Genomic DNA, 17,098 nt, shown 5'->3' with positions numbered 1-17,098 from the left:
AACTCCGCGGAGTACCCGGGCCTCCGTCGTGTCCGCACACTGCACCGTCGTGCGGGTGAATCCCGCGGCCTCGGCGGTGGTCTAGAATGAACCAAATGAACGATCCTGCCTCACGGGTGAAACGACCTCGCGCCGCCATGATGGCCCTGCTGTTCACAATCGCGGCAGTCGTGCTCGTGATCGATCAGTTCACCAAATTCCTCGCCGTCAGTCTCCTCGAAGACCATCCTCCGGTGCCTGTGATCGGATCGCTGGCCGGATTCACCTTCTACCGCAATCCCGGAGCCGCCCTCGGCCTCGGCTCGAGCGTGACGTGGATCTTCCCGATCATCGCCATCGGCGTCTTCGTCGCGATCCTCGTGATCTCGCGCAAACTCGGCTCGAGAGCATGGGCGATCGGTCTCGGTCTGCTCTTGGGCGGACTCTTCGGCAACCTCGTCGACAGGCTCTTCCGCGAACCCGCATTCCTGCACGGAGCCGTCGTCGACTTCATCGATCTGTCGCTGTTCATCTGCAATGTCGCGGACATCGCGATCTCCGCTGCCGCGGTGACCTTGGTCATCGTCAGTCTCAGAGGCATCGACATCGACGGATCGGACTCCACCCGCGTGAAAGAGGACTCTCATGACTGAACGCTCCATCCTGGTCCCCGAGGGACTCGACGGTCAGCGCGTGGACGCTGCGATGTCGAAGCTGCTCGGCCTTTCCCGGACCGCCGCCGCCGATATCTGCGCCGACGGGGGAGTTGAGATGTCCGGGCGCCCCGTCATCAAGTCCGATCGCGTCATCGCCGGCGAACGGCTCGACATCATGATGCCCGAACCGAAGAAGCCCCTCGAGGTCGTGCCCGATCCAGTGCCGGGAATGCGCATCGTCCACGACGAGGACGCATTCGTCGTCGTCGATAAGCCCGTCGGGGTGGCAGCACACCCGGCTCTCGGTTGGACCGGACGCACCGTCGTCGGCGGGCTCGCCGCCGCTGGATTTCGCATCGCGACTTCCGGCGCCCCCGAACGTCAGGGCATCGTGCAGCGACTGGACGTCGGAACCTCGGGTCTCATGGTCGTGGCGAAGAGCGAATACGCCTACAGCGTGCTCAAACGCGCCTTCAAGGAACGCACGGTGGAAAAGACCTACCATGCGGTCGTGCAGGGACTGCCCGATCCAGTGCTCGGCACCATCGATGCCCCGATCGCCCGACACCCCAAGCACGACGGACTCTACGCAGTGCGCACCGAAGGCAAGAACGCGATCACCCACTACGAGGTGATCGAAGCCCACCGCCGCGCCGCACTCGTCGAGGTCCACCTGGAGACCGGACGCACCCACCAGATCCGCGTCCACTTCTCCGCCACCAAACACCCCTGCGTCGGCGACCTGCCCTACGGTGCCGATCCGGTGCTGGCGAAGGAACTCGGTCTGGAACGCCAATGGCTGCATGCCGTTAAACTCGGCTTCCACCACCCCGACACGCAGAAGTGGGTCGAATTCGAAAGCGGCTACCCCGAGGACCTGCAGACCGCGCTCGACCGCATCCGGCCGCACTGACGCCGCGCCCACGCGCTGCCGCTTGCCGGACTGTGTCGGAGACTGACTGCTGAGCGACGCGCCGACGGGACCCGCACAAACCGGAACCTCGTCGTGAAGTGCCCGGAACAACAGTCGCGGGAACCCGCTCCACGGGTGCCGATGGACTAAGCTGGAACGGCAACACCGGCAACTTCAGGAAGGCGGCGCCCAGTGCCGAACGAGGACTTCGTCCACCTCCACGTCCATACCGAATACTCCATGTTGGACGGTGCGGCCCGCCTCGCCGATCTGATGGCGGCGACGAAGGCATCGGGAATGTCCGCTATCGCCACGACCGATCACGGATACCTGTTCGGCGCCTTCGACTTCTGGTCGCAGGCGACAGCCGCCGGAATCAAACCCATCATCGGCGTCGAGGCCTATGTCACCCCCGGCACGGACCGTCGGGACAAGACCCGCGTGAAGTGGCGTACCGACGAATCGCAGAAGAGCGACGACCTCTCCGGCGGCGGTCTCTACACCCACATGACCCTGTTGTCTCGGAACAACACAGGCATGCGCAACCTGTTCAAGGCATCGTCGTATGCCTCACTGGACTCGGTGACGGCGAAATGGCCTCGACTGGACCAGGACCTGCTCGAGAGCTACTCCGACGGACTCCTCGCCACCACCGGCTGCCCGTCGGGAGAGGTGCAGGTGCGGCTGCGCCTGGGACAGTACGAAGAGGCCAAGGCGGCCGCCGGGAAATACCGTGAGATCTTCGGCAAGGACAACTACTACGTCGAACTCATGGACCACGGTCTGTCCATCGAGAAGCGAGTGACGAAGGACCTCATCCGGCTGTCGAAGGAACTCGACATTCCGCTGGTCGCCACCAACGACCTCCACTACACGCACGAATCGGATGCGAAGGCGCACGAGGCGCTGTTGGCCATCCAGTCCGGCTCCAAGCTCATCGAACCCACCTACGATCAGGGCGGTTCGCGATTCGCATTCTCCGGTTCCGGCTACTACCTCAAGACCCCCGCAGAGATGCGGACCCTGTTCAAGGAATTTCCCGAAGCCTGCGACAACACCCTCGAGATCGCCGAGAAGTGCGAAGTCTCCTTCGACACCTCGGCGAACTACATGCCGAAGTTCCCGTGCCCTCCCGGTGAGGACGAGACCTCGTGGCTGATCAAGGAAGTCGCGAAGGGTCTCGACTACCGGTACCCGAACGGCGTACCCGACGACGTCCGCCGGCAGGCCGACTACGAACTCGACATCATCATCTCGATGGGCTTCCCCGGCTACTTCCTCGTCGTCGCCGACTTCATCAACTGGTCGAAGGACAACGGCATCCGCGTCGGACCCGGCCGTGGTTCGGGAGCCGGCTCCATGGTCGCCTACGCCATGCGCATCACCGACCTCGATCCGCTGCAGCACGGACTGTTCTTCGAGCGCTTCCTCAACCCGGACCGTGTGTCCATGCCCGACTTCGACGTCGACTTCGATGATCGTCGCCGCAGCGAGGTCATCGACTATGTGACCGAGAAGTACGGCGACGAGCGTGTGGCGATGATCGTCACCTACGGCACGATCAAGACGAAGATGGCGCTGAAGGACTCTGCGCGGGTGCTCGGCAAACCCTTCTCGATGGGTGAGCGGCTGACGAAGGCGCTGCCGCCGGCGGAGATGGCCAAGGACATCCCGCTCAAGGACATCGAGGACCCGGAGTCCAAGCGGTACAAGGAAGCCGGGGAGTTCCGCGAACTCGTCGACACCGATCCGGAGGCCCGAGAGACCTTCGAGACCGCGAAGGGCCTGGAAGGGCTGAAGCGTCAGTGGGGCGTCCACGCCGCCGGTGTCATCATGTCCTCGGACCCGATCATCGACGTCATCCCGATCATGCGTCGGTTCCAGGACGGTCAGGTCATCACCCAGTTCGACTACCCGACATCTGAGGGCCTCGGGCTCATCAAAATGGACTTCCTGGGGCTGCGGAACCTCACGATCATCTCCGATGCGGTGGAGAACATCAAAGCCAACCGGGATTTCGATCTCGACCTCGAGCACCTCGCCCTCGACGACCCGGCGGCGTATGAGCTGCTGACCCGCGGCGACACCCTCGGCGTGTTCCAGCTCGACGGCGGCGGTCTGCGTGCCCTGCTGCGGATGATGAAGCCGGATAACTTCGAGGATATCTCCGCGACCCTGGCGCTCTACCGCCCCGGTCCGATGGGCGCGGATTCGCATACGAACTATGCCCTGCGCAAGAACGGTCTGCAGGAGGTCACCCCGATCCACCCGGAGCTCGAGGAGCCGCTCAAGGAGATCCTCGACACCACCTACGGCCTCATCATCTACCAGGAGCAGGTGATGGCGATCGCGCAGAAGGTCGCCGGCTATTCGCTGGGACAGGCCGATATCCTCCGCCGCGCGATGGGCAAGAAGAAGAAGTCCGAGCTCGACAAGCAGCAGGTCGGCTTCTTCGGCGGAATGAAGGAACGCGGCTTCTCCGAAGCCGCCGCTCAAGCCCTGTGGGACATCCTGCTGCCGTTCTCGGACTACGCGTTCAACAAGGCGCACTCGGCCGCCTACGGCGTCGTGTCCTACTGGACCGCCTACCTCAAGGCGCACTACACGGCCGAATACATGGCGGCCCTGCTCACCTCGGTCGGTGACAACAAGGACAAGCTCGCGATCTATCTCAACGAGTGCCGTCGCCTCGGAATCACCGTGCTGCCTCCGGACGTCAACGAATCCGCCCTCCACTTCACCCCTGTCGGTACGGACATCCGCTTCGGCATGGGAGCGGTGCGCAACGTCGGCGCCCACGTCGTCGAGGGCATCGTCGAGGCCCGCGGAGAGAAGGGCTCCTACACCTCGTTCACGGACTTCCTCGACAAGGTGCCCAGCCATGTGTGCAACAAGCGCACGATCGAATCGCTCATCAAGGCCGGCGGCTTCGACTCGCTCGGCCACAGCCGCCGCTCACTCGTCGAAGTCCACGAGGAGGCCGTCGACTCGGTCATCGGCGTCAAGAGGCAGGAAGCCAACGGTCAGTTCGATCTCTTCGCCGGTCTCGGCGGGGGAGACGACTCACCCGGATTCTCCGTGACAATTCCCGACCGTCCGGAGTGGGAGAAGAAGGAGAAGCTGTCCTTCGAGCGCGATATGATCGGCCTCTACGTCTCCGACCACCCGCTCAACGGGCTCGAAGGCGTGCTGGCCGCTGAATCAGATGCCTCCATCGCCGAGGTGGTCGACCCTGAATCACACCGTCATGACGGATCCCAGATCAAGGTCTGCGGAATGATCACGCAGGTCACCCGCAAGGTGTCGAAGAACTCCGGGCGTCCCTATGCGATCGTGACCTTGGAGGACCTCGAAGCCGAGATCGAAGTGATGTTCTTCGGCGACACCTACGAGCCCGTGGCGAGCCTTCTCGCGACCGACCTCGTGATCTCCCTGACCGGACGCATCCGCACCTCCGATGACCGTCCGACCTCGCTGATGGCGATGTCGATGACGATTCCCGATGTCACCGACCCCAACGATCGGCCGCTCAACCTCATCATGCCGATGGAGAAGGCGACAGAGGAGATGGCGACGAAACTCAAGCAGATCCTCGAATCAAACAAGGGCCAGACCGATGTCCACATCACTCTGTCCCAGCCGGGACGGCAGACGGTGATGCGCCTCGACAGGTCGATCCGAGTCGACCCGAACCCGAGCCTCTACGGAGATCTCAAGGCGCTGCTGGGTTCCCGCTGCCTGAGCGTCTGAGGTGAGAGCGCCGAGCCCGCCCTCGTCCGCACTTCGGGCGGGAGGAGAGCGGTGCTGCTGCGGAGACTAGAATGGTGCGGGTGAACATTCTGGACTTCCGTGGTGAGACCCTCAACAAGCGATTCCTGGCGCAGAAACTGCCTCGGGCCGCCGAGACCCATGCCGATATCGAACGACGGGTGGCTGAACTCCTTGACACCGTCGCCGGTGGGGGAGCGGCCGCGGTGAAGGACTTCACCGAACGCTTCGACGGAGTGCGCCCCGAAACGCTGCGGGTACCGGAATCCGCGCTGGCCGAAGCAGCGGCAGAACTCGATCCCGCAGTCAGGGCCGCGCTCGACGAATCGATCGCCCGCGCCCGGAAGGTCGCCGCCGATCAGCGCCCCGTCGATGTCCGCACCGAACTGGCCTCCGGTGCCTTCGTCACCACCCGTCACCTGCCGGTCGAACGGGTCGGACTCTATGTGCCCGGCGGACTGGCCGTCTACCCGTCGACTGTGATCATGAACGTCGTGCCAGCACAGACGGCCGGTGCACGCTCGTTGGCGATCGCCAGCCCACCGCAGAGCAATGGTCTGCCGCACCCGATCGTGCTCGCCACCGCACACATCCTCGGCGTGGACGAGGTCTGGGCGATGGGTGGGGCACAGGCGATCGGTGCTCTGGCCTATGGCTTCGACGACGGTGAGGACCTCGAGCCGGTCGACCTCATCACCGGTCCTGGAAACGCCTATGTGGCTGCGGCGAAGTCGCTCGTCCGCTCCCGGGTCGGCATCGACGCGGTCGCCGGCCCCACAGAGATCATCATCCTCGCCGACGAACAGGCAGATCCGCGCTTCGTCGCCGCCGACCTCATCAGTCAGGCCGAACACGACGAACTGGCCGCCTCGGTGCTGGTCACCGACTCCGTCGATCTCGCCGAAGCGGTGCAGAAGGAGTTGGACGTGCAGGTGCCGGAGGCGATGCACACCGAGCGGATCGGGACGGCTCTGGCCGGACGGCAGTCGGCGATCGTGCTCGTCGACGACCTCGACGCCGGGATCACCGTCGTCAACGGCTATGCCGGTGAGCACGTCGAGGTCCACACGGTCGATGCGGAAGCGGTCGGGGCACGAATCACGAACGGGGGCGCGGTCTTCCTCGGCGATTGGGCCCCGGTGTCACTCGGTGACTACTGTGCCGGGTCGAACCACGTGCTGCCCACGATGGGCACCGCCGCGCACGGCTCCGGGCTGGGTGTGCACTCATTCATCAAGGTCAGCCAGGTCATCGACTATGACCGACAGGCACTGTCCGCGGTGGCAGAGCACATCGGTGTTCTCGCCGACGGCGAACAGCTGCCGGCCCACGGCCGGGCTGTCGACATCAGGTTCGAGGAGTAGAGATGCGCTGTCCGTTCTGCCGTGAGTCCGATTCTCGGGTCGTCGATTCGAGGACCAGCGAAGACGGCGCTGCGATCCGCCGGCGCCGGCAGTGCCGTCATTGCGGTCGCCGCTTCACCACGATGGAGGCCACGAGCCTGTCGGTGATCAAACGCTCCGGAGTCACCGAGGAATTCTCCCGTCAGAAGATCATGTCGGGTGTGCGCAAGGCCTGCCAGGGACGTCCGGTCAGCGACGATGATCTCGCGAAGCTCGCTCAGCGGGTGGAGGAGAATATCCGGTCGCGCGGAATCGCCGAGATCGACGCCGACGAGGTGGGACTGTCGATCCTCGAACCGCTGCGCGAACTCGACCAGGTCGCCTACCTGCGATTCGCCAGCGTCTACCAGGGATTCGACTCGCTCGAGGACTTCGAGGCAGCGATCGATTCGCTGCGCGCCGATGCGCTGCTGCAGTCCGGTCAGACTCGGGAACCCACCCCCGACGACTTCGCCGACTGAGATGCTCGGGGACCCGGCCGACCGGATCCTGAGACTGCTGAGATTTCTGTCAGAAATCTTCGTTTCGAGTACCGCGGTACAGAAATAGTTGTGTAGTATTGAACGTGCGCGCTACGGCGCGCGGCCGCTTGCGGTTCGGAGGGGAAGCCGAACCCAAGCGGCCTTTCACATTCACCCCTCAATTACTACCTGACGGCGGCCCAGCAACCTCGCGCGAGGTTGCTGGGCCGCCGTCAGGTAGTAATAAGGGGTTTGGGGTCAGCCGGCTTGGCGGATCGTTTCGGCGGAGAAGAGCTCGGTGAGTTCCGTCGATGCCGATGCCAGGACACGCAGACGTTCAGTCGTGCGGGTCAGCGCCACATAGAGGCCGCCGACGCCCTCTTCGCCGCCGTGCGGAGCGATGCGGCCGGGTTCGACGATGATCACCGCATCGAACTCGAGGCCTTTGGCCTGCTGCGGGGTGATGAGGGCGATCTGATGATCCAAGCCCGTGACCGACCGCCCGAAATCGAAGTCCGCGATCGCCTCGGCGATGGGCTCGATGAGTTCCTCATCAGCGATGACGGCGATCTTCCCACCTTCGGCGGCGGACACCTCGGCCGCGACCGCCTCGGGGAGGGCGCCCAGCATCTCCGATTCGTCGGCGAAGGTATCCAGGCGCGGAACCGATCCTCCCTGGCGCACCGATTCGACGAGCTCGAGCTGCGGGAAATGCCGGTGCAGGTAGCGGTTGGCCAGATCCATCACCGACTGCGGGGTGCGGTAGGAGACCGTGAGCACCTGGAGGGCGAAACGATCTCCGACGAATTCGCTCAGGATCGATGACCAGGTGCGGGCGTTGTCGACCTGCGAGGACTGGGCGAGGTCACCGACGACCGTGGCCGACTTCGACGGCACGCGACGGAAGAGCACCCGCCACTGCATGGGAGAGAGCTCCTGCGCCTCATCGACGACGAGGTGGCCGTACGTCCACTCGCGGTCCTCGAGAGCGCGTTCGGCCAGCGTCATCGTCGGTCCCTGCTCCTCCCAGCGGGCAGCGAGGGTCTCGGCGGAGACCATCCCTCCGGTCTCGGTCATGTCGACGACGGCTTCGGCGTATTCGCGTGCCGAGTCATCCCGCGCCTGCGTCTGCTGTGGGGCGGAACCGAGCAGCTCGGCCAACTCGTCGAGCAGCGGCACATCGTCGACCGTGAACTCATCCCGACGCTGCTCGAGCAGCATCGACTGCTCGGCAGGAGTGAGGACCTTGCGGGCAGCGGCCTGCAGCTTGTGCGGCCTGCCCAGCAGAGACCGCAGCGCGGCGGCCGGGCCGATGGGGAACCATGCGAGGTTGAGGGCGCGTCGGACGTCGACGGAGGAGCGCAGGTCTTCCAGCAGCTCGGGCAGCCGTTCGCCGGCCGCATCCATCCCCATCTCACGGGCGAGATCCTCGGCGAGGATCTTCAGCAGACCGGTGACGAAACCGGTGCGGGCGGCATTGTGCGGGTCCCCGCTGCGACGAGCCCGATCGCGCGCGGACTGAACGTCCTTACGACGCAGCACGATCGTGTGCGAACGCACCCGCATCTCGACATCGTGATCGGGAATGCGCTGATAGTTCGCAACATGGTTCTTCAGCACCCGAGCCATGACGGAGCGGCCCTTGATCTCGGCGACAGCCGGTGCATCTGCGGCATCCGTATCGAGGCCCGGGTACAGCTGACCAGGAGTGAGCAGAACGGCCCCGGTTTCTCCGAGGCTGGGCAGAACCTTCTCGATGTACTTGAGGAACACCGTCGACGGGCCGACGAGGAGGACACCGGACTTCGCGATGCGCTCACGGTGACGGTAGAGCAGGAAAGCGGCACGGTGGAGCGCGACGGCGGTCTTGCCGGTTCCCGGCCCTCCCTGGACGACGAGCACGCCGGAGAGCGGACGGCGGATGATCGCATCCTGCTCGGCCTGGATGGTTGCGACGATATCGCCCATCCGTCCGGTGCGATGAGTGCTGAGGGCGGCGAGGAGTGCGCCTTCGCCCTGGAGATTCGACCGCTGAGCGTCATCGAGTGCGTCGATGTCGAGCACATCGTCTTCGATGCCGGTGACCTTCCGGTTCGCGGTGACGAGGTGACGTCGGCGGGCGATCCCGTCGGGGTTGGCGGCCGTCGACTGATAGAAGCGCTCGGCAGCCGGTGCCCTCCAGTCGATGAGGATCTGCTGACGCTGTTCGTCGGTGAGTCCGATGCGACCGATGTAGGTGGGGTCGTCTTCGTCGATGATGTCGAGGCGACCGAAGCACAGCCCCTCCTCGGCGCCGTCGAGACGGATGAGCTGATCTTCGTACATTGTCGCGAAGGCATCGCGTTCGGTGCGGTGCTGGTGGTTGCCTCCGACCTCGGAGACCCTCACCGTGCCCAGGCGGGCCGTCGTCTCCTCCCGGAGCTCATCGAGGCGGGCATAGAGCTCGTCGAGCTTGGTCTGCTCGACACGAATTTCTGAAGTTTCGGTCATCTCACCTTCTTGGGTCGGCATTCAATTATGCCGAACTTTCCCCGGTGTCTGTAGTCGCATCGTCATTTCGGACCGGGGCGTACCTCACATTCCCTGTCTGCCGGGGGTAGGCAGAGCCAGCCGGGTCAGCAGGGCGAGGGGAGAAGAGCCAGCTGGGTCGGAAAGTGCAGGAGCGTGGGACCCGAGAGGCGGCCGGTGCCGACGTGAAGGTCAGAGTCCCGATCTCGTGAAGATCAGAGGCCCAACCTGGAGCGCAGTTCTGCTCCCGCCAGGAAGGTCGCTGAGGAGGCGGCGGTGCGCAGACTGCGGTCGAGCCCGCCCGTGTCGAGGGGAGTATTGGAGGCGAGGACGACGACGTTTCCGCGTCGACGTCCCTTGAGGATCGCCGGTTCCGTGGCTGCGGCAAGATGGGCGAAGTGGTCGCCGAGGCTGCGGAGTTCGGACCGGAGGACGCGGTGGTCACCTGAGTCAGGCACATTGGCGACATAGATGCCGGAGCCCTTGACCGCCTCGGCGCAGGAGGCGAAGAACTCCGACGTCTGCAGAGAGGCGGGAACCGAGTCGTGGTCGAAGGCGTCGCGGACGAGGACGTCGAGGGTCTCGGGCCGGAACTTGCCGATCTCCACCGCTCCGTCGCCGGCGCGCAGCGCCAGGGCGGGGGAGCGGGGCAGGTCGAACCAGTCGCGAGCGAAGTCGAGCAGCTTGGCATCGATGTCGATCGCCGTCTGCTTCGATCCCGGTCGTGCCGAGTTCAGCGCCCGGGCCAGAGCACAGCCGGCGGCACCGATGTGTGCGGCCCGCAGCGTCCGGTCAGGGAAGTGAACGTCGATGATGCGTCGCATCCAGTCCAGGTACTCGAAGTCCAGTCGCTGCGGATCGCTGAGCGTGATCGACGAAGAAGGGACCCCATTGACGTGGAGCACATAGGAATCGGCCTCACCGTCGAGCTTCTCCAGCCGGGCTTCACCCGTCGAGATGTCGACCACTTGAGAACCAGGAGCTGTGTATATCCGTCGCTTCGCCACCCCTCACTTGTATGCCAGTAAGGCGTGTGAGGCAATTCGGCCCGGATTCTCGTGGGGATGACGGATGCGACTCGCCCACCAGAGCGCTGTGGACCCGTGCGGTCCATCCACAGGCGCAGACCAGGATCTGGAGGAACGGATGAGGGATCGGTTGAAGTGGGTACCCAGACAGGCAGCCCATCCCAGGCATGGGCCTCGCCTCAGGCACAGGAACCGCTCCGCATCAGCCGGTTCCACACTGATCAAGGAGGACGCAGTGAAGACACCGGCCCGCACACCCGAGGACATCATCGGGATCATCCCCCATACTCTCGGGTACACCCCGCGTCGCAGCCTCGTCGCTGTCATCGTCGGCACCGAGCTCAACGGGTCCCAGACCAGTTCGACCACGATGCGCATCGACTTCGACCGGGAGAGCGCGGCGCAGACGCTGTCCCAAGGCGGCGGCTGGTACGCCGACCTCGTCATGCGCGCCGGTACGGTCACCGGGGTCTTCCTCGTTCTCTATGATGACGACTATCAGCCGGTCAGCGCTTTCGGCGCCGGTGCAGACGCCGAATACGCGGAGGTCCACCGTGGTCTCATCCGAGCAGCGATCGACGAACTGGCCATCACCTTCGCCTCCAGAAACGTCGACACCCTCAGCGCATGGTGGGTCAACCAAGAGCACTTCGGACGCATCGACGAGGACGGCTATGACTGCACACCGCTGATCGAGGCAACCACCTCGGCGTGTGCCACCGAACTCGTCGCCGGCGGATCCAACCCAGTCAACGATCCGGAGGACCTCGTCATCGCCCCGATGCCCGCCGAAGCCTTCGCCGACAGTCGTCGCGGACACGCCGAGGAGTGGATGGGCACGGACGAGGCCTTCGCGATCCTCGCCGAGGTCTACCCGCGCCTGGACGCCATGCGGTGCGAGGAGGACGCGATCGACGAGGCGCGCATCCACGACCTCATGGACCTGCCCACCGTGATGGCGCTCGATACCCTGCTCGTCGAGAAATGGTCGCGCGACGCACTCGAGATGATCCTCAGCTTCGACCACCCAGACTTCCCACCCTCCCTGGTCAAGGGACTCGACGGTGACGAACTCATCGTGATGAGCCGCCGTGTGGTCTCCCAAGCACGGGCGGCTCAGCAGCTCGTCGGACTCTCAGCGCGTGCGCCCAGGCCACGCGACATCATGCTCACCATCGCCTTCCTCAAGGACTACCTGCAATCCGGCCACCCGCGGGCCAGAGCCAACACCTATGCCGTCATCGCCTGGTTCGAATGGTCTCTGGGCGGATCGACGATGGCGCTGAACTATGCCCGTGCCGCCCTCGGGCTCGAAGCCGAGCACGGGCTGGCCGAGCTCATCGTCAGCGCAGTCGATATGGGATGCCTGCCTCGCTGGCTGACGGAGACTCAGCGTTCGACCATCTGATCGGCGCCCGTGTACGGCGCGAACGGTCGGCCTCCCCGATGTGGGCGGCCGGCCGCCTCGGCGAGATCCACGCGAGGGGGAGGCGAGGGGAACAGATTCGCAGGTCACATTGTTGTCGGGGACAGGTCGGACGGATCGTCCCGGAGTCTTCGACGGCCGATTCGCAAAGCGGGGAATAACGTGAGAAAATTAAGCGTTGACCCAGTCATTGCATGATGGGCGAACTCTGCGTTCGCCCCGGACCGCACGCGGACCACTTGACTTGGGTCTTAGTACTGTCCGAATGCATGGGGAAGTTTCAACGCTCGCGAAAGGTGAACACGTGCCCAGAGTCGACAAGGAATCCACAACGGTGACGGAGAAGTCGGAGGGAACGGCTGGCACGACCTCGACCGGTGGATCCAAGACCACTGCGGCGTCGAAGTCCACTGCGAAGAAGACGACCGCTGCCGGAGCCAAGAAGACAGCGACCGCGAAGTCGGCGACTGCGAAGTCGACTGCCGCAAAGACCGAGACGGCTGCGTCGAAGAAGACGACTGCTGCGAAGAAGACAGCCGCCGCGAAGTCGACGGCTGCTCCGGCGAAGACCACGACGAAGGCCACCGCCGCCAAGGAAGCCAAGAAGGCGACCAAGGCGAAGAAGGCCGACGACGATATCGACACCACCGAGGAAGTCGAACCGGCCGCGGACGCTCTGGCCACAGAGGAGAGCCCCGCCGAGGCGACCGAGACGAAGAACTCGGAAGAGAAGGAGAAGAACGCCGCCGTGGCCGAGGCCGGTGGCTTCATCGTCTCCGATGCCGACGAAGAGGACGCGCCCGCTCAGCAGGTCGTCTCCGCCGGTGCGACCGCAGACCCGGTCAAGGACTACCTCAAGCAGATCGGCAAGGTGGCCCTGCTCAATGCCGCCGAAGAGGTCGATCTCGCCAAGCGCATCGAAGCCGGAATGTACGCCGAGCATCTGCTCGACGGCGGAGAGGTGACCGACCCGCGCGAAACGATGGACTACAAGTGGATCATCCACGACGGTCGCATCGCGAAGAACCACCTGTTGGAGGCCAACCTCCGACTCGTCGTGTCCCTGGCCAAACGCTACACCGGCCGCGGAATGCTGTTCCTCGACCTCATCCAGGAAGGCAACCTCGGCCTCATCCGCGCCGTCGAGAAGTTCGACTACACGAAGGGCTTCAAGTTCTCGACCTACGCCACGTGGTGGATCCGCCAGGCCATCACCCGCGCGATGGCCGACCAGGCTCGGACGATCCGCATCCCGGTGCACATGGTCGAGGTCATCAACAAGCTCGCCCGCGTGCAGCGCCAGATGCTGCAGGACCTCGGTCGCGAACCGACCCCGGAAGAGCTCGCGAAGGAACTCGACATGACACCCGAGCGTGTCGTCGAGGTCCAGAAGTACGGTCGCGAGCCCATCTCGCTGCACACCCCGCTCGGTGAAGACGGCGACTCGGAGTTCGGCGACCTCATCGAGGACTCCGAGGCAGTTGTGCCCTCGGACTCGGTGAGCTTCACCCTCCTCCAGGAGCAGCTGCACTCCGTGCTCGACACGCTCTCGGAACGTGAAGCGGGAGTGGTGTCCATGCGTTTCGGACTCAACGACGGTCAGCCGAAGACCCTCGACGAGATCGGCAAGGTCTACGGCGTCACCCGTGAGCGCATCCGCCAGATCGAGTCGAAGACGATGGCCAAGCTGCGTCACCCGTCCCGCTCGCAGGTGCTGCGCGACTACCTCGACTGAGTCTGAACTCGGCCGGTGCACGAGCCGGATCAGTCAGATGCGAACGCCCCTGGGATCGTCCCAGGGGCGTTCGGCATTCACGGGTCAGAACCAGTCGACGATGCCGTCGAACAGGGCGTCGGCGTATTTCCTCTGCCCGGATTTCGACTCCATGAGCTCTGCCTCCGACGGGTTGCGCATCTCTCCGCATTCGACGATGACGGCGGGAACCGATGCGTTGTTCAACCCGGCCAGATCCGGGCGACGGCTGATCGCATCCTTTCCATAGGCCCTGTTCGGGGTGAACTCCTCGCCCATCGAACTCCCCACGGACTTCGCCAGTTCCCCGGAGGCCTTCTCGGTCTTCTCGTCCTCACCGGGATCGGCGACGATGATGTGGAAGCCCTTCACCGAACTCGACTCACTGCCGTTGGCATGGATGCTCACCAGCGCGTCCGCGTCGTCGGCGAACTTTCCGCGCTCGTCCACGCACGGTCCGACTCCTGCGTTGTCCTTCCGGCTGAGCACGACCTCGGCTCCGGCGTCGGTCAGCGACTTCTCCAGCTTCTTCGCCACGGCCCAGGTGAAATCGGACTCCGGATAGTCGGAATTCGTCGAGGTGCCCGTGGTGTTGCAGGCCTTCGTTCCGCCGCGCCCGTCCGGAACCTGCCGGTTGATCTTCTCCGGATGGTCCGCATTTCCGCCATTGTGTCCCGGATCGATCGCAATGACCTTCCCTTTCAGATCCGTTCCTTCCTCCTTCGCCGAGGCGGTGCCCGACTTCGCGTCGTCGCCTCCGTCCGCACCGTTGCCGGCAGTCGGAGACGCGTCGGTTGTCTCGGCCGCCTGACTCGTTCGTTCGGGGGCACCTGCGTCCTGGGAGCAGGCCGCCAGTCCGGGCAGGCTGAGAGCGGCGGTGAGAAGGAGACTTGGGACGAGGAGGCGATGCGGCATGACTCCATTGTTTCAGCAAAGGCGTGCCCATGGTCGGGGTCGACCGGATGCATTCCCGACACGAGCCCGAGGGAATAGGGTCCTGAGCGCGCAGCGATTAGAATTTAATCGAACGAGAGGAATTGTGTGGAAGACGAAAGCTACGGCGCCAGGCACCTGTCCGTCCTGTCCGGTCTTGAGGCGGTTCGCAAGCGACCCGGCATGTACATCGGCACGACCGATTCCCGTGGACTCATGCACTGTCTGTGGGAGGTCATCGACAACTCCGTCGACGAGGCGCTCGGAGGACACGGTTCAGAGATCCTCATCGAACTCGCCGCTGACGGATCGGTGGCCGTCACCGACAAGGGCCGCGGCATCCCCGTCGACATCGAACCGAAGACCGGGCTGACCGGCGTCGAAGTCGTCATGACCAAGCTCCATGCCGGCGGAAAGTTCGGCGGCTCCTCCTACGCTGCTTCGGGCGGACTGCACGGAGTCGGCGCCTCGGTCGTCAACGCCCTGTCCGCTCGCCTCGACGTCGAGGTCACCCGCGGATCGAAGGTGCACAAGATGTCCTTCCGCCGAGGCGTTCCCGGACGCTTCGACGACTCCTCCGGCACAGCGAGCCCCGACAACCCCTTCGAGGCCTTCCAGGAGCCGACCGGTCTCGACATCGTCGGCAAGGCCAAACGCGGCGCCACCGGCACTCGGGTCCAGTACTGGGCAGATCCGCAGATCTTCCTGTCCAAGGCTCAGTTCGACTACCCGCATCTGGTCGAACGCGCCCGTCAGACCGCATTCCTCGTGCCCGGTCTCGAGCTGCGCATCGTCGATCGTCGCGGTGTCGCCCGTGACGAGACCGGTGCCGTCATCGAGGAGCGCGAAGAGGTCTTCAAGTTCGACGGCGGAATCACCGAATTCGTCGATCACCTCTCCATCGACCCGCCGATCACCGACACCTGGCGATTGCAGAACACCGGCACCTTCAAGGAGACCGTCCCGGTCCTCAATTCCTCGGGTCACCTCGAGTCCAAGGAAGTCGAACGCGAGGTCGGCGTCGATATCGCTCTGCGCTGGGGGACCGGCTACGACACGAAGCTGAAGTCCTTCGTCAACGTCGTCGCCACTCCACAGGGCGGCACACACCTCGCCGGGTTCGAACAGGCCTGCCTGAAGGCGATGCGCAAGGCCGTCGACGCCAACGCACGCAAGCTCAAGGTCGGCAAGGACAAGCTCGAGAAGGACGATGTGCTCGCCGGCATCACCGCCGTCGTCACCGTGCAGCTGGCCGAACCTCAGTTCGAAGGGCAGACCAAGGAGGTCCTCGGCACCGCGGCAGTGCGACAGATCGTGGCGAAGACCGTGGAGTCTCAGCTCGGCGAGGTGCTTGCCTCGACCAAGCGTGCTGAGAAGCAGCAGGCCGCCGTGCTCATGGAGAAAGTCGTGGCCGAGATGAAGTCACGCATCTCCGCCCGCACCCACAAGGAGAACCAGCGACGGAAGACTGCGCTGGAAGCCTCTTCGCTGCCGGCGAAGCTCTACGACTGCCGTGACAACGGGGTGGAGAACACGGAGCTGTTCATCGTCGAGGGAGACTCGGCGATGGGTACGGCGAAGGCCGCTCGCAATTCCGACCATCAGGCGCTGTTCCCCATCCGCGGGAAGATCCTCAACGTGCAGAAGGCGACTCTGGCCGACATGCTCGCCAATGTCGAATGCTCAGCGCTCATCCAGGTCATCGGCGCCGGCTCCGGGCGCAGCTTCGATATCGACGCTGCACGGTACGGCCGAGTCATCATCATGACAGACGCCGATGTCGACGGAGCGCATATCCGCACTCTCCTGCTGACTCTGTTCTTCCGGTACATGAAGCCGCTGGTCGAGGCCGGTCGCGTCTTCGCGGCCGTGCCTCCGCTGCACCGAGTCGAGGTCGTGACGAAGCGCGGAACGCCCAACGACATCGTCTACACCTACACCGAAGCCGAGCTCCACGCTCTGCTGAAGAAGCTCGAGAAGCAGAAGAAGACCTACAAGGAGCCGATCCAGCGGTACAAGGGCCTCGGCGAGATGGATGCCGATCAGCTGGCCGAGACGACCATGGACCCGAGCATGCGCACCCTGCGTCGAGTGACGATGGCGGATGCCGAGATGGCGGAGAACACCTTCGAGCTCCTCATGGGATCATCGGTCGGGCCGCGCAAGGAATTCATCGTCTCCGGCGCTGCCGTCCTCGATGCCGAACGCATCGACAGCTGACCTCGACTGCTGAGTCAGCACCAATGCTGAGTCAGCACCGACAGATCTGA

The 17,098-nt window shown here is 64.5% G+C and carries 11 protein-coding genes; 8 read left to right on the top strand and 3 right to left on the bottom strand.

The genetic code is table 11. The annotated features are described in order from the left end of the window. The first annotated feature begins 95 nt into the window (after positions 1 to 95). The 5 genes from HIM68_RS04655 (at position 96) to nrdR (ending at position 7,180) form a co-directional block, all read left to right on the top strand. Positions 96 to 632: a signal peptidase II gene (locus HIM68_RS04655; RefSeq protein WP_172169988.1), complete on the top strand. Its 537-nt coding sequence runs from the start codon at positions 96 to 98 to the stop codon at positions 630 to 632. Then, complete coding sequence (locus HIM68_RS04650) at positions 625 to 1,548, top strand: RluA family pseudouridine synthase (RefSeq protein WP_139908244.1); 924 nt, start codon at positions 625 to 627, stop codon at positions 1,546 to 1,548. The genes HIM68_RS04655 and HIM68_RS04650 overlap by 8 nt, the downstream gene beginning before the upstream one ends. Before the next feature lie 192 nt (positions 1,549 to 1,740). Then, positions 1,741 to 5,298: a DNA polymerase III subunit alpha gene (dnaE, locus tag HIM68_RS04645; protein WP_139469776.1), complete on the top strand. Its 3,558-nt coding sequence runs from the start codon at positions 1,741 to 1,743 to the stop codon at positions 5,296 to 5,298. Positions 5,299 to 5,369: 71 nt separating this feature from the next. Further along, positions 5,370 to 6,680 (top strand): histidinol dehydrogenase, encoded by a 1,311-nt coding sequence (hisD, locus tag HIM68_RS04640; protein WP_172169985.1) that lies wholly within the window; start codon positions 5,370 to 5,372, stop codon positions 6,678 to 6,680. Between the two features lie 2 nt (positions 6,681 to 6,682). Then, complete coding sequence (nrdR, locus tag HIM68_RS04635; protein ID WP_025777954.1) at positions 6,683 to 7,180, top strand: transcriptional regulator NrdR; 498 nt, start codon at positions 6,683 to 6,685, stop codon at positions 7,178 to 7,180. A 258-nt stretch (positions 7,181 to 7,438) separates the two neighbouring features. On the opposite strand, the gene HIM68_RS04630 is transcribed toward nrdR, so the two are convergent. Continuing rightward, positions 7,439 to 9,670 (bottom strand): ATP-binding domain-containing protein, encoded by a 2,232-nt coding sequence (locus HIM68_RS04630; RefSeq protein WP_172169982.1) that lies wholly within the window; start codon positions 9,668 to 9,670, stop codon positions 7,439 to 7,441. A 233-nt stretch (positions 9,671 to 9,903) separates the two neighbouring features. Then, entirely contained in the window at positions 9,904 to 10,656 is a 753-nt protein-coding gene (locus HIM68_RS04625) for a spermidine synthase (protein ID WP_367647428.1), read from the bottom strand. Positions 10,657 to 10,951: 295 nt separating this feature from the next. Here HIM68_RS04625 and HIM68_RS04620 point away from each other — a divergent pair, with 295 nt between their 5' ends. Next, positions 10,952 to 12,124, top strand: coding sequence for a DUF4192 family protein (locus HIM68_RS04620; protein WP_172169976.1), 1,173 nt, complete (start codon positions 10,952 to 10,954; stop codon positions 12,122 to 12,124). Positions 12,125 to 12,446: 322 nt separating this feature from the next. Then, on the top strand, positions 12,447 to 13,877 hold the full coding sequence (locus tag HIM68_RS04615) for an RNA polymerase sigma factor (RefSeq protein ID WP_248284068.1): 1,431 nt from the start codon (positions 12,447 to 12,449) through the stop codon (positions 13,875 to 13,877). A gap of 84 nt (positions 13,878 to 13,961) precedes the next feature. Here the strand turns inward: HIM68_RS04615 and HIM68_RS04610 are convergent, their stop codons facing one another. After that, entirely contained in the window at positions 13,962 to 14,810 is an 849-nt protein-coding gene (locus HIM68_RS04610) for an N-acetylmuramoyl-L-alanine amidase (RefSeq protein WP_172169973.1), read from the bottom strand. Between the two features lie 126 nt (positions 14,811 to 14,936). On the opposite strand from HIM68_RS04610, the gene HIM68_RS04605 reads away from it, so the two are divergent. Then, a complete protein-coding gene (locus tag HIM68_RS04605; RefSeq protein WP_139908234.1) occupies positions 14,937 to 17,048 on the top strand; it encodes a type IIA DNA topoisomerase subunit B in 2,112 nt (703 codons plus the stop codon). The last annotated feature ends 50 nt before the right edge of the window (positions 17,049 to 17,098 follow it).

This window comes from Brevibacterium sp. CT2-23B, assembly GCF_013168765.1.
In the GTDB taxonomy this organism is placed as follows: Bacteria; Actinomycetota; Actinomycetes; order Actinomycetales; family Brevibacteriaceae; genus Brevibacterium; species Brevibacterium sediminis.
Note: the sequence above shows the minus strand (reverse complement) of the source record. Positions and strands in the feature narration are given on the sequence as shown.

What these genes read in the sequence shown, in the direction of transcription:
- HIM68_RS04655 (WP_172169988.1), top strand. Translation starts at nt 96, where the DNA reads ATGAACGATCCTGCCTCACGGGTGAAACGACCTCGCGCCGCCATGATG.
- HIM68_RS04650 (WP_139908244.1), top strand. Translation starts at nt 625, where the DNA reads ATGACTGAACGCTCCATCCTGGTCCCCGAGGGACTCGACGGTCAGCGC.
- nrdR (WP_025777954.1), top strand. Translation starts at nt 6,683, where the DNA reads ATGCGCTGTCCGTTCTGCCGTGAGTCCGATTCTCGGGTCGTCGATTCG.
- HIM68_RS04610 (WP_172169973.1), bottom strand. Translation starts at nt 14,810, where the DNA reads ATGCCGCATCGCCTCCTCGTCCCAAGTCTCCTTCTCACCGCCGCTCTC.
- hisD (WP_172169985.1), top strand. Translation starts at nt 5,370, where the DNA reads ATGGTGCGGGTGAACATTCTGGACTTCCGTGGTGAGACCCTCAACAAG.
- HIM68_RS04630 (WP_172169982.1), bottom strand. Translation starts at nt 9,670, where the DNA reads ATGACCGAAACTTCAGAAATTCGTGTCGAGCAGACCAAGCTCGACGAG.